Raw genomic sequence first — 12,786 nt, 5'->3', positions numbered from 1 at the left:
TCCTAGTCCACGTCATCACTGGACTTACTTTCGACTAGCCTGTAACCCACACCTCGTACGGTGGCGATCCTAATATCAGCATCCGCCGCGGCTAGGCTCTTTCGCAGCCTCGAAGCGATCGCCTCGATCGCATTCGGCGTGACCGCTTCGTTCATTGTGTAGAGTCTGTCCTCAAGCCTGTCCCGCACCAGGATCCGAGGCGCCGCTCGCAGGAGTTCATCGAGGAGTGCAAGCTCGCGTCTTGCAAGCGCAAGCGGCCGGCCGCCTACCTGCACTTCCATGCGTGCGGGTGCAATCGACACGTTGCCGAACTCGAACAGCTCCGGTGCGAGCTCCGATGGACGTCGAAGCACTGCCCGGACGCGGGCCTCAAGCTCGCCCCAGTCGAACGGTTTCGTCACATAGTCGTCTGCGCCGGCGTCGAGTCCATCGATCCGGTTGCGGATGTCATCGCGCGCGGTCAGTACAATGATCGGAAGCCTTTTCCTACCCGAGGATCGGACAGTCCTCAGAACAGACATCCCATCTTGTCCGGGCAGCCCCAGGTCCAGCAACATGGCGTCGTAATCGTTCGCCTCGACCAAGAGCAGAGCTTGGTCGCCAGTGCGCACGGCATCGACCGTGTAACCAGCACGGCTGAACTGGTCCATGAGCATCTCTGCAAGCGAAAGATGGTCTTCGACTAGAAGCAGTTTCATGCGCGCACTCTCTCCCAACCCGCGAGGTCTTTCCACGGGCCGTCGCTACGCATACACCCGGGCGTGAGGAGGTCAACAGCAAGGGTTAGTACCGACGGTCGACGGATGGTTCAACGGCTTCAGTTCTGGTCGGGGATCTGGCCATCCTACGACAGTTGTTGAAGCAACCGCAAGACTAACAGTAGCATATGATCCAACGCTAAGTCGTGCACGATCTCCGCAGCGGCGGCGAACCTGACAGCACGCTGACAGCGGCATCAAAAGACACGATCTGGGAGGAACATTTTCAGGAACTGAGATCCGATACGGGCGTTCCGATTTCGTCTTGCTGACGGTCAGCGGGAGTCACAGAAGAAAGAGATCGGAATGTTGAAATTTATCGGTGGCACGGTTGGCGCAATCTTTCTTATCGGGTTGATTGTCGTCGTACTTTTTCTGAAGCTGATTTTCTGATCAACTAGGTATACGCTTGATCTCTGAGCCGGTTAGGGAACGGACATTCCAGCCCTTTTGAACATCCGATCAACGAGAAAGTAAGATCCGAACCGATACCTAAAAGAGACATTGCGTCGCTTGTGCGGCTACGGATCCAGGTAGTGGACACATTTTTAGATGATACCTTCCCGCGTACCGCGGCGAGCCAATGACGCGTAACACTTTTCGTTTCAGCGGGCTATCCTAATAGCCTGTGGTTAATTTTGAAGAGCGGCGCTGCCCTGCATCATAGTACCGATGTCGGGATTTAAGCGCGCTGCGACTTCCTTCGCGGCGTGCTTCCCCTTGCCGCGATCTACTCGGTGTTGGAAGCCTCGAACTTTCTTGTTATCCAGCCGGCGATGCTCTCATCCTCCGCCTCCTTGAAAGCGATCGGCTGGTCGGAGTCGGTCGATCGGCGCTAGCTCAGCTTGGCATCGACCAGACGGTCCATGGTCCATGCAGTCGGGAAGTTTCCTCGGGTCGAAGCAGAGACGCAGCTCCTCGCGCAGAAAGCCCTTGGACCGTCGACAGTCCCATAGATCCGCTCCGAATGGACAACCTTCTAAAACCGCGCGTAAAATTTAAAGCCGAAGTTTTGATGAGGAACCCGGTGCGATAGCCCACGAGATTGGGGGTCGGCGGTTCGGATCCCTTCAAGACGCACGCCACCTATCCTATATCTCAGACCAACTTTTCCGACGCTTCCTTAGCCGCTGCTCCGCTGACAGCGAAACTATGGAAACGATGCTGAATTCTGTCTGCAATCAAACCCTTGCGATCTGCTCGGTCGAGAAGGGTGCAAGGATCAGCACTCCTGCCCGACAGTGATCGCTGCCAGCCCATTCCGTCAGATCTACGGTTACCGGTTCCGCGGTAATGTTGATCAACCAGATTGACGACGTTTCGCTATCCTGCGCTTCAAAGCATAGAAGGCGCGTCGGGTCGGACGAGATGCATTGCTTCCAGGTTCGACCGGCCAATCCGGCAAGCGCGTGTACGATGCGCAATAGCGGACGTGCTTCACCTTCCGGTGACGGCTCGTTCCTGCCTGCGACCAGCCCGAGAGGTCCCGTCAACGCCGAGAGGGTCAAGCATTCCAGCCCGGCATCGAGGGTCCCGCTCGCATAGGCCATGGCAAACGCCGCCGCAAAAAATCCGTTGTGACGGGGATCCGTACTGGCCATGGCGATGCGTCTGTCGCCCGGATTGTCCATCGTCCGGCTACCGTAGGGGTTTTGGCGCATGGGTATCGTCGAAGGGCCGATACGGTAGGGCTTGTCGCCGTAGATCTCGCGCACGGATCGTGTGATGAAAGGCAGGGCTTCCAGGGTCTGCATTACGCTCAGATCATCGGCCGCATGGACGATGGGGTTGGTGCAGTGGCTGATGAAGTCGAGATTGTCGGCCGGCACGCGCTTGCGGTTCAGTTCGGTAAAGTAGCTCAGCATTCCGCCCCCAAGCCTGATGCCCGGAAAAGCATTGCGCGCCGCCGCATAAACATCTCCCAGGGGCGGGCATTCCGGCCAGGTGCTGCCGGGTGGCGTCGATTGCCGATCCACGGCGGGCGAGATGACGATCGCGTCGGGCCGAAACCCGGCTGACTGCATCCGTTCGGCGATCTCGACAGTTTCGTCTGCGAGAGGACGCTGGCAGGCGAGTGCGATTTCAAGTGTGATCGTGCCGGTATGCAGCCTGGAAATGGCGGCAAAATCGATAAAGCAGTCCGCGTTGTGTCCCGCTAGCGGATCGAAATGAAAGAGCAGTTCCTGGGGTGCGACCTGTGCCAGAAGGGCCGCCTGCCGCAGTGTGGATTTTGCCTCTTCGGAGGTGATGATCAGGCCGATTTTCGGGAATGTGCCTGTCTTCGATCCGTGGGTGATGACGACGCTGGCAGCCGAAGACTTCTTCACTGGCGCAGATGCGGAAGGGCGATGGTCTCTGACGGTGAGCGTTACCGCCTGCGCCACTGTTTGCGATGGCTCGATTGTGTAAGGCCAAGGCAGCGCCAGGGGGCGAACATAGGTCTTGTAGGACGCATCCGACCAGTTGCGCTGATCCTCCATCTCGAACGTGTCACCATCCATCCTGCATTCGGCCACGACGCCGGGCAGGACCGTATGGGTGATTGCCCGCATGTTCTGGAAGGGTTGCCAGGGTTCTATCAGATCAGGCAGGCAGGTTTCTTCGGACCGGCCGTCGACATACGCAACGGTCACCGGCGATCCTGCCAGACCCACGATCGGATGCAGGATGCAAAATCCGCAGCGATTGGTCTCGAAACCGGTCGATGACAATGCATCGGCAGAAAATGTCAAACTGCCTGAAGCGTCTCCCGAAATCGACACACGAACCGTCAGTTCGGTTCCGGCCGGACCCGCGTAGCAAGCGGAGTACGCGACCGTGAAGACACCATCCCGCGGCAGGATGTCGAGATCCGTCAGGTCCGGGTTGTACGTTCCCCAGTCGCGATCCCGCACAAGGTAGGAAATGGCGCGAAGCACCTCCACGCCGTCATACGTGATGCTGCGCAGATTGCCGTTTGAGAGATCCACGGAAAGCTTACCGGCAGTCAGCCGGACCGGCGGCGTCTCACGGGCATGGGTGCCGTAAAGCGCGAAATGATCCGGCGCGATACTCATCGCAGGAGCGCCTCGATGTTCAGAGTTTGGCCGCTCGCCGCGCTGGCATAGGCGGCTTCCACCAAGGCGAAGGTCTTCAGGTTATCGGCGCCCGACGTGGACGTTTCGGTGCCGGCCTTGAGCCGATCCGTCCAGTGCTGCTGGATGGCAAACACGCTTTCCTGGATGTTGTGCCAAGGCCGGGATGCCCAGGGTAAAAGGCTCGGAGATACGTCCGAGATTTCGGTGCCGCCGGGGCTTGTGACCTCCATTCGATAACCTTGCGAAAGCCGTAGGCTGCCGTGGGTACCGTCGAGTTCGATCAGCGTTTCCGGGAAAGGCTCGGTCGAGAGTTTGCTGGCATAACTGACATCGACGATCGATGTGGCGCCGTTTTCATGGTCCAGCAGGATCGTTGCCACATCCTCGCCCCTGATCGCCGGATTGACGCGGCGGGTGCGCGCCGAAAGAGCGCCGACATCGCCAAGAATGTAGCGGGCGATGTCGAGCGTGTGGATGCCGAGATCCTCGATAATGAAACGTTTCCCTTCAGCCAGATATGGCTGCCCGGAGAACACGTCGTAGCCGGATCGGAATGAAAACCGGCCCCAGAAGGGCTCGCCGATCGTCCCTGAATCAAGCACCCGGCGCACAGCCTGGATCGGCGTCTGCCAGCGAAAGTTTTCGTGCACCATCAGGGGAGTACCGGCCTGCTTGCAAATTTCGACCATGGCCTTGGCGTCGGCGAGAGTTTTTGCGAACGGTTTCTGGCAGATGGCGGGTATCCCGTGCGCAGCGGCCATCTCGACCAGAACCCGGTGGCTCTGCACCGTCGTGGCGATGTCGACGAAATCGAAGCCGCCATCAGCAAACAGCGCGGCCGCATCGCTGTAGCGGTGCTCGATGCCGAACTGGTCGCCCACGATTTCCAGGCGGGCCGGATCGCGGTCGCAGATCGCCACGATATCGGCACCGGTCACGTCCCGCCAGGCATGCATCTGGTTGACTGCGAAGAAGCCGCAGCCGATCAGGGCGCCACGTAGCTGATCCGTCATGCTCAACCTGCCTTTGCCATCTGCATCAGTGTGACGCGCTGCTGGAGGCGACGCTGCGCCTGGTCGACAATGACGGCGATGATGATCACAAGACCCTTGATCACCATCTGCCAGAACGACGAAACGCCCATCATCACCAACCCGTCGGAAAGGATGCCGATGACGAAAGCGCCGATGATGGTGCCGCCGATCGTGCCGCGACCGCCGGACATCGATGTGCCGCCCAGAACCGCAGCCGCGATCGCATTCAGCTCGAAACTTTCGCCGGTAGCCGGATGTGCTGCCATCAGCTCCGAAGAGATGATCAGACCGACGATGGCTGCGCAGAGGCCAGAGAACATGTAGACGAAGATTTTGACCACATCGACGCGGATGCCCGACATGCGGGCCGCGCGCTCGTTGCCGCCGACCGCGAAGATGTGCCGCCCGATCGGTGTCGAACGCGCGATGTATGCGGCAATCAGGGCCAGAACGACGAGCATCCAGATCGATACCGGCAAGCCAAGAATTCGGCCGGCGCCCAAAAACTCAAAACCGGTCGTTGCAAACTCCGGGCGACCGACGAGGTTCGGAAATGTCTGGCCGTCGGAGGAAAGCAGCGCCATGCCGCGAGCGATGTAAAGCGTTCCGAGGGTCGCGATGAAAGGGGCGACATTGAGCTTGGTGATCAGCAACCCGTTGATCAGGCCGATGAACAGGCCGACCAGCACCGTGATGATAACGATCTCGTAGATGTTGAAGTAGATCGTGTAGCCGATCGGCAGGACGACGCCGTTGAGTATCAGGGCGCCGGCGACCATGCCGCACAAGCCCACGATCGACCCGACCGACAGGTCGATGCCGCCGGTGATGATCACGAACGTCATACCCATCGCCAGGAAGGCGTTGAGCGCGACGTGCTTCGACATCAGGATCATGTTGGCCGTCGAGGTGAAGTTCGGTGCGAAAATCGAGAAGAAGATGATCACTGTAAAAAGCGCAATGAATGTTCTCAGCTTCATCAGGGTCAGGAGCCAGGAACCATTCGATCGCGTCGCGGGGATTGCGGTGGAGGTGTCTGCAGTCATGACGCGTGGTCCCTTTTTTGTGTATGCCCCTTGGCCGAAGCCGCGACGATGGCTTCTTCCGTGACCCCATGGCGGTCGAAAACGGCAACAAGCTTACCGTTGCTCAGCACCGCGATCCGGTCGGAAAGCGCCATGACCTCCTCGAGATCCGAGGTCGAAAACAGGATCGCAAGGCCGCTGCCGGCCAGTCGGCGCATGGTTCGAAATACGTCGGCTTTGGCGCCGACATCGATACCCCGGCTCGGTTCGTCCATCAGCAGCACTTTTGGATACGTCATCAATGCCTTGCCGATCACCACTTTCTGCTGGTTGCCGCCCGACATTGAGGTGACTTCGAAGTCAGGATTTGGCGCCTTGATTGACAGATCCTGAATGATCGCCTTGATCGCCCGTTTTTCTGCGCTTTCAACGACGTGAAATACCCGGACGAACCGTCGAAGGCTGGCCAGCGTAAGGTTGCTGGCAATGGACAAGACCGGCACCAGGCCTTCTCGCTGGCGGTCTTCCGGGATAAGCGCAAGTCCGCGCCTTATACGCCGCGTCGTGTCGCGTTCGCGGACCTCCCGGCCGTTGATAAAGATCTTGCCGGTGGCGTGCCGATGCCGGCCCATCACGCATTCGAAAAATTCGCTGCGGCCGGCGCCCATCAGTCCGTAGATACCGAGTATCTCGCCCGCACGGACCGACAGCGTCACATCATCGACCGCAAGCCCGCCGGTGCGGCGCGCGAGGCTGATGCCTTCGGCCCGGAATGCCTCATCGCCGATGGTGGGATCGACCGCGCGGGCAAAATCCTTCGCGTCCGAGCCGATCATTGAACGCACGATCCATTTCGTGTCGATGTCCTTGACCATCGCCTGGCCGGTGATCTGGCCGTCGCGCAGGACGGTGATGTAGTCGCCGATCCGCATCAGTTCTTCCAGCCGGTGCGAGATGTAGACGATGGCAACGCCCTGTGCCTTCAGTTCGTTGATGACCTTGAACAGGATCTCGACTTCGGCCGCCGAGAGCGCCGACGTCGGTTCGTCCATGATCAGGATGCGGGCGTTGAGGGACATCGCCTTGGCGATCTCGACCAGTTGCTGCTGACCGATCGGCAGATCCTCGACCATGGTCTCTGCACTGATGCCGGCATCGAGCCGCTTGAGAAAGCCGTTGGCTTTCGCGACCTGCTCCGCGTGGTCGATGCCACGCAGACCGCGGGTAATTTCGCGCGTCGCAAAGATATTCTCGGCAACGCTCATATTGGAAAACAGATTGAGTTCCTGGAATATCATGCCGATGCCGTGGGCCTGGGCTTCGGCGGGACTGCTGAAGAACACCGGCTCGCCGTCAAGGATGATACGGCCCAGCGTCGGGCGCTCGACGCCGGCGATGATCTTCATCAATGTCGATTTGCCGGCTCCGTTTTCGCCGACCAGAACATTGACCGCGCCGCGCCGCAGTTCGAGATTTGCGCGCTTGACGGCGACGATGCCGGAATAGACCTTTGATACATCGTCGAGGCGCAGGATCACCTCCGGGTTGTGTTCGATGCCGGTCGCCGTCATTCGGGTTGACCCAGGTTCAGCGCGGACGGCGTAATCAGCGGCAACTGTCCTGATGCGGGCAGGGGAAAAGCGCCCACGACGGAGATGTTCCGGCCCGTCAGACCGTCGCGCGGAACTTTTGCTAGGAAATCGGTGGCGATCTTCTCGTTGAATGCCTTGCCGAATTGCGCCCATTCGATCTGGTTCTTAAATTCATTGAAATTGACGAACTCCAGGGCGTCGCGCAGCGCCGTTCCCCGGATGGCAGGACCGATCTGAACCTTGGCGTTCGCCTTGCCATCGCCATCGGTGTCGACGTCGAGGGTAGCGGCGCGTGACTGGGTGTCGGCGGCAACCACCTTGCCGGTAAACTTGACGGCATAGGTCCAGGGGGCGCTCGCCTGCTTGCGCGGGTTGCCGTACTTCTGGCCGGCTTCGTCCGGTCGTGATGCTGCAAGGTCGGTGACCTCACGGATTTCAGCTGCACGGCCCTGCAGAAACGTAACTGCCTGTGATTGCCAGACTGCGTCCACCTTGGCTGCCGGATCGAATGCGGTTTTCGCCGCCTCTGCGGCCTTTTCTTCGGCGGTCGGCGTTTTTATAATCTTGCACGCAGGCAGCGTTGCCGCGAGCACGGCGACGATCACAACGCCTCTCATCCTCAGCATCGAATGCACTCCACTTCGCTGGAAGAATTCGGAGAGCCCGCGGGGTGCGCGCTCTCCGGTTCTGGAACCCGGGTTATTTGCTCAGTGCAAAGGTCTCGAGCTTGGAGGCGTTGTCGGCATTGATGAGCACGCAGTCCATCAGCTGCTTTTCTTCCTTCGGCGCAGTCTTGTTCTTGATGTAGGCATCGGCCTGCTCGACAGCCATCTGGGCCTGAGCATAGGCAGGCTGCAGAACGGTGGCCTTGATGCCGCCCGCCTTGATCGAGTCACGCACATCGTTCGAACCGTCAAAGCCGACGACGATCACGTCCTTGCGGCCGGCGGCCTGCAGCGCGGCGATGGCGCCCATCGCCATGGTGTCGTTGCCGGAGATCACGCCCTTGATATCAGGGTTGGCCTGCAGGATGGTCTCCATCTTCGCATAGGCTTCCGTCTGGCTCCAGTTGGCGGACTGCTTGGCGACGTTCTTCAGCTCCGGATAGTCGCCGATGACGTCGTTATAGCCCTGCGAGCGGATGCCGGCATTGGTGTCGGATTCCTTGCCGACCAGTTCGACATAATTGCCCTTTTCGCCCATCAGCTTGACGAATTCCTGGGCACCGAGCTGGGCGCCCTGGTAGTTGTTGGAGACGATCTGCGCAACGGCGACGCCGGTGGCATTGATCTCGCGGTCGATCAGGAACGACGGAATGCCCGCGTCCTTGGCTTTCTTGAGAGCAGCCACAGTTGCATCGGCACCGGCATTGTCGAGAATGATGGCCTTGGCGCCGCGGCCGATCGCCGTGTCGATCATCTGCGACTGCTTGTTGGCGTCGTCGTCGTGGGTCATGACTAAAGCTTCGTATCCAAGCTCCTTCGCCTTGGCTTCGGCACCGACGGCCTCGGCCTTGAAGAACGGATTGTCATGTGCCGGTGTGATGATGGCGATCAGATCCGCTGAAAAGGCAGGCATCGCTGCGCCCATGGTCAGCAAGCCTGCAAAAACGGTCACAGTCAGTCTACGTGTCAATTTCATGGTTTCCTCCCGGTTAAAAAAGCCCCGTCTCCCTCGGGGCTGCTAGTTGAAGGGCAAAGCCCTCGGCGGATCAAGTAATACGCTGAATGCTGTCGGCGATTTCCTTAGGCTCGAACACCCGTTTCCAATCGTCGCGCATCAGCGCCGGGATGCCGAACTCGATCGCCTTGTTGCAGGCGTCAGAGAACACTCCATCAACCTCCTTGAAGATCACGGCGCCCAGGACGTTCATGTGGCCGAGCAGGAAGTCGCGAGCGGCTTCCTCGGGAACACCCCTTGCGACACATTCGTCCATCGCCTGGCGCATGACGACCAGAAGCGAGGCGCAGACCGTTTCGGAAAGACCTGGCTCCAGCATCGCCATCTGCTCGACAGTTACCCTGTGCGAGCGCATGACCGGCGCCCAAATCAGCTTGGCTATCTCTTCACCCACTTCATAGGCACTATCAGGCCCCTGCATCAGCGCCGAGACTATGTGCTGCTTGGCAAAGACGCCGCCGAAATGATCCTTTTTCGCTCGCATGTCCGTCTCGTCGTTGAAGATCGGCGGGTGGCAGGGATGCGTGACGAAATAGATCAGGTCGTCGCGCTTGGGCAAGTGACCGGCGAAAGGCGCTGCCGCATCGAGCGCCACTACCATAGTGTCGGGCTTTAACTTATCGGAAATCGATGCTGCAACCTTGCCGATTGCGGTGTCTGGCACTGCCAGGATCACGACATCGGCGCCATCAAGCGCGCGGTCAGCCGGCACGCAGGACAAGCCGAGCTCGTTTTCTAGCTTAGCCTTTCCGGCATCGCTCACTTCCACGTGGCGAACGTCGTAACGTGAACCTTTGAGGTTTTTAGCGAGCCGGTATCCCATCTTCCCGCCCGCGCCGAACAGAGCAATTGCAGTCATGTTTCCTCACCACCTTAGTTTTAGGTGGTTTACGCTAACTGGTATGATGAGTCAATGAGTATGTTATGATGTTTCTGTGAGGCGGCGCTGTCATCTCTGGCTCGTCATATGTCAATCAGCATTGATCCAGGCGCCATTACTAGCTGCTTCTCCCATCCCGGATCTGTGCAAAGTAGCTATCCGTCCCGACTTGGCCGCCCTTGAGCGCGATCTGCAGGCCGTTTGTTGGGCGGTAGTTGCCGTGTGCGGTGCAAAGGGGGGAGCCCGGGGTTTGGGGAAGGGGCAGGAGTGTTGTCAGCGCTTCGATGCGCAACTCTAGGAGCGCATGGCTCGACGTATCTCCGCCGGCGATCACAGCGCGCTTTAGGCCCTCTTGTTCGACCAGCCGGCGGAGGATGACGCCAAGGCTTCTGCCGAGGCAGTGGCGGGCGCCAGGAACGCGATCGATCTCCCCGCCGCGATCAGCAGAGGGACCAAGCGCGGTATTCAGCACGACGCTTCTGCCAGCGCTCAAGCTGCTGATCCCGCGCGCGACTGCTGATTCAACGACACGGTCACCTTCTTCGCCCAGCAGGGCGAGCGGATCGACTCCCACGGTATCGAAACCTTCCGACGCAGCGGTCCGGATCTGCCTCTCGGTGGTCGGCGACACGCTTCCCGATACGACCGCAATTCTGTCGACCGGGCCGGGCGAGGGGAACTCGGTCTTTTCGCCGATCACGCCTTCGTTTCTCCATGCGTTAATCACCGCGTATTCGACACCGGACGAGCCTGCGACGAAAAGCCCGTCGGTCGCCGCTTTCTGCCGCAGCAATTGCCGGCCGGCCGCAAGCTGTGTTGCGTCGCCTTCGACATCCAGAATGCAGATGCTCGGTGCTTCATATCTTTGTGCATCGACAAGCGCATCCGACCCGGCGGCTGTCAGTGTTGCGAGGTCGGCGAGACGGATCGGAAGGCTGGTTTGCTTGCCGAGATGCAAGGTAAGGTCTGCCTCATCCATCGGCGTGACCGGATGCCGGCTCATCACGGGATGGCGGTCGATCCGGTAGACCTTGCCCTGATAGGCGGCAAACAGGTGCCCGAAGGCGGTGTAACGTTTGAGCTGGGGGGCGCCGACCACGACCGGAACACAGGGCTGGTTGAACAGGCGTTTGCCGATCTCTATCGCCTTGCCGATATTGCCAATTGTCGGGCTTGAATCGAAGGTCGAGCAGACCTTGTAGTGGCAGATCTCGGCGTGTTGGTTCTGCAGCCAAGCGAGTGCCGGCGTAAGATGCGCTTCCATCCATTCCGGCGTCTCGCTTCGGCTGGAGCCGGCAATGCCGAGCGCCCGGCAATCCTTAAACCGCTCCAACATGTCACCGTCGGGCCTGCCCAGGAACAGCACGGTTGCGATCCCGTTCGATGCGAGCGCCTCCATGACGTCGGTGGAGCCGGTAAAATCGTCGCCGTAAAAGCTGAGGAGAAGCCGGGACATGAGCTTCAAGCCCCCTTACCGTCGGAGAACTTGGCAATCGAAGCGGCAAGTTCGGGATGGTCTGCGGCATAGATCTCGATCGGTACATTGGACACCGCTGCCTGCCACGCCTGCTGTACCGCCCGGACACCTGCGGCAGGTCCCCCCGGATGGCTGACGATACCGCCGCCGCAGAGATAAAGCAGATCCGTGGTGCGGCCGGTCCGGTTATAGGTGTCGGCTGCCTGCCCGCCCCATTGTCCGGAGCCGGCCACGGGAAGCGGGCAATCGGAGGCGTCGAAGAGCGGCGTGCTCAGCGCCTCGAACGACGCAACGAAACTTTCGTCCGGTTCCCAGTATTTGACGCGGATCCCGTTGATCTGGAACTGGTCGACGCCGATCAGACGCCAGAACTGCTGCCAGACCTTGAAATCCATCCCGGCGCCCGGGTCGCGTGTCAAAATGTCCCATCCGTTGCGATGCGCGTGGAGGACAAGTTCTGATCGCTTGCGCAGAAACGTTATGCCGCCGAGCCCGATCGAGTTGATGTTGACGACCGCGCAGTTGCCGCCTGCCTTCAGAACCAGATCGTGATTGCGCATCATCTGGTCGGGGTCGGCATGCGAGATGCCGAATGCGTACATGACTTTCGTGCCGGTTTTCTGCTCGTGGTCGAGGATCAGGGGCATAATGGCGGCAACGCGCTGCTCGAGCGATGAATAAGCCGGGCTCATCAGCTTCTCGTCGTCCTTGATGAAATCGACGCCGGATTGTACCAGTTCGTCGACCAATTCAGCGGTTTCGTGCGGCCTCAGACCGAGCGCAGGCTTGACGATGGTTCCGATGATCGGGCGACCCCGGACGCCCGTAAGGCGACGGCTGCCGGCAATGCCAAATTGCGGGCCGGGATGCGCTTCACCGAAAGCCGCAGGCAACTTCATGTCGATGACGCGGATCCCGGTCATGCCCTTGATCGAGTAGACCCCGCCAATCGCAATCGTCATCAGCGCCGAAAGATCGGTTCCGATCGCATCGAGCGGAAACTCGATGTCCACATCAGCGCGAGACAGCGGGGGATGGGTTTTTCCGACCTCCGGCCAGGTCGGCGTCTCGGCGTTTTCCAACGGGCGGACCGCGACGACGCGGGCAGCGACCCTTGACTTCAACTCCTCCGTCTCGCCCGGTAAGGGTACGAAGGTGCCCGTCGACTGATCGCTGGCGATCTTGGAGGCCATGGCTTCGGGACTGCCGGGGGTCTCGATACGGTATGTCAGTGTGATCGTCATTGAACTCGGTTGCTCCTCT

General features: G+C 59.8%; 10 protein-coding genes. All 10 read right to left on the bottom strand.

Features of this window, described 5'->3' with window-relative positions; all coding sequences use genetic code 11:
* Window positions 1–2 precede the first annotated feature (2 nt).
* The 10 genes from ACQY1J_RS21930 to oiaX all read right to left on the bottom strand — a co-directional run bounded on the left by ACQY1J_RS21930 (window position 3) and on the right by oiaX (window position 12,767).
* On the bottom strand, window positions 3–698 hold the full coding sequence (locus ACQY1J_RS21930) for a response regulator transcription factor (protein ID WP_184655745.1): 696 nt from the start codon (window positions 696–698) through the stop codon (window positions 3–5).
* Between the two features lie 1,241 nt (window positions 699–1,939).
* Entirely contained in the window at window positions 1,940–3,808 is a 1,869-nt protein-coding gene (gene apnL / locus ACQY1J_RS21925) for a D-apionate lactonase (RefSeq protein WP_430252488.1), read from the bottom strand.
* Window positions 3,809–3,810: 2 nt separating this feature from the next.
* On the bottom strand, window positions 3,811–4,848 hold the full coding sequence (locus ACQY1J_RS21920) for a Gfo/Idh/MocA family protein (protein ID WP_430252369.1): 1,038 nt from the start codon (window positions 4,846–4,848) through the stop codon (window positions 3,811–3,813).
* Window positions 4,849–4,850: 2 nt separating this feature from the next.
* The gene (locus ACQY1J_RS21915) at window positions 4,851–5,915 is read right to left on the bottom strand and encodes an ABC transporter permease (RefSeq protein ID WP_430252367.1); all 1,065 of its coding nucleotides are present in this window, start codon (window positions 5,913–5,915) and stop codon (window positions 4,851–4,853) included.
* Window positions 5,912–7,465, bottom strand: coding sequence for a sugar ABC transporter ATP-binding protein (locus ACQY1J_RS21910; protein ID WP_430252365.1), 1,554 nt, complete (start codon window positions 7,463–7,465; stop codon window positions 5,912–5,914). The genes ACQY1J_RS21915 and ACQY1J_RS21910 overlap by 4 nt, the downstream gene beginning before the upstream one ends.
* Window positions 7,462–8,112, bottom strand: coding sequence for a DUF2291 family protein (locus tag ACQY1J_RS21905; protein ID WP_430252486.1), 651 nt, complete (start codon window positions 8,110–8,112; stop codon window positions 7,462–7,464). Before ACQY1J_RS21905 ends, ACQY1J_RS21910 begins: the two co-directional genes overlap by 4 nt.
* 73 nt (window positions 8,113–8,185) lie before the next feature.
* Complete coding sequence (locus ACQY1J_RS21900; protein WP_062577305.1) at window positions 8,186–9,127, bottom strand: D-ribose ABC transporter substrate-binding protein; 942 nt, start codon at window positions 9,125–9,127, stop codon at window positions 8,186–8,188.
* A gap of 70 nt (window positions 9,128–9,197) precedes the next feature.
* Window positions 9,198–10,025 (bottom strand): phosphogluconate dehydrogenase C-terminal domain-containing protein, encoded by an 828-nt coding sequence (locus ACQY1J_RS21895; protein ID WP_062577307.1) that lies wholly within the window; start codon window positions 10,023–10,025, stop codon window positions 9,198–9,200.
* 139 nt (window positions 10,026–10,164) lie between these two features.
* Window positions 10,165–11,502, bottom strand: coding sequence for a four-carbon acid sugar kinase family protein (locus ACQY1J_RS21890; RefSeq protein ID WP_430252362.1), 1,338 nt, complete (start codon window positions 11,500–11,502; stop codon window positions 10,165–10,167).
* 5 nt (window positions 11,503–11,507) lie between these two features.
* Entirely contained in the window at window positions 11,508–12,767 is a 1,260-nt protein-coding gene (gene oiaX, locus ACQY1J_RS21885) for a 3-oxo-isoapionate-4-phosphate decarboxylase OiaX (RefSeq protein ID WP_430252360.1), read from the bottom strand.
* Window positions 12,768–12,786 lie beyond the last annotated feature (19 nt).

It is taken from the genome of Neorhizobium sp. DAR64860/K0K1, assembly GCF_050500205.1.
Taxonomy (GTDB): domain Bacteria; phylum Pseudomonadota; class Alphaproteobacteria; order Rhizobiales; family Rhizobiaceae; genus Neorhizobium; species Neorhizobium soli.
The sequence above is the reverse complement of the archived record's forward strand: the minus strand, read 5'-3'. Positions and strand labels throughout refer to the sequence as shown.

Excerpts from the sequence above, each read along its gene's own strand:
- ACQY1J_RS21930 (WP_184655745.1), bottom strand. The coding sequence starts at position 698 with ATGAAACTGCTTCTAGTCGAAGACCATCTTTCGCTTGCAGAGATGCTC.
- ACQY1J_RS21920 (WP_430252369.1), bottom strand. The coding sequence starts at position 4,848 with ATGACGGATCAGCTACGTGGCGCCCTGATCGGCTGCGGCTTCTTCGCA.
- ACQY1J_RS21915 (WP_430252367.1), bottom strand. The coding sequence starts at position 5,915 with ATGACTGCAGACACCTCCACCGCAATCCCCGCGACGCGATCGAATGGT.
- ACQY1J_RS21910 (WP_430252365.1), bottom strand. The coding sequence starts at position 7,465 with ATGACGGCGACCGGCATCGAACACAACCCGGAGGTGATCCTGCGCCTC.
- ACQY1J_RS21905 (WP_430252486.1), bottom strand. The coding sequence starts at position 8,112 with ATGCTGAGGATGAGAGGCGTTGTGATCGTCGCCGTGCTCGCGGCAACG.
- ACQY1J_RS21900 (WP_062577305.1), bottom strand. The coding sequence starts at position 9,127 with ATGAAATTGACACGTAGACTGACTGTGACCGTTTTTGCAGGCTTGCTG.
- ACQY1J_RS21895 (WP_062577307.1), bottom strand. The coding sequence starts at position 10,025 with ATGACTGCAATTGCTCTGTTCGGCGCGGGCGGGAAGATGGGATACCGG.
- ACQY1J_RS21890 (WP_430252362.1), bottom strand. The coding sequence starts at position 11,502 with ATGTCCCGGCTTCTCCTCAGCTTTTACGGCGACGATTTTACCGGCTCC.
- oiaX (WP_430252360.1), bottom strand. The coding sequence starts at position 12,767 with ATGACGATCACACTGACATACCGTATCGAGACCCCCGGCAGTCCCGAA.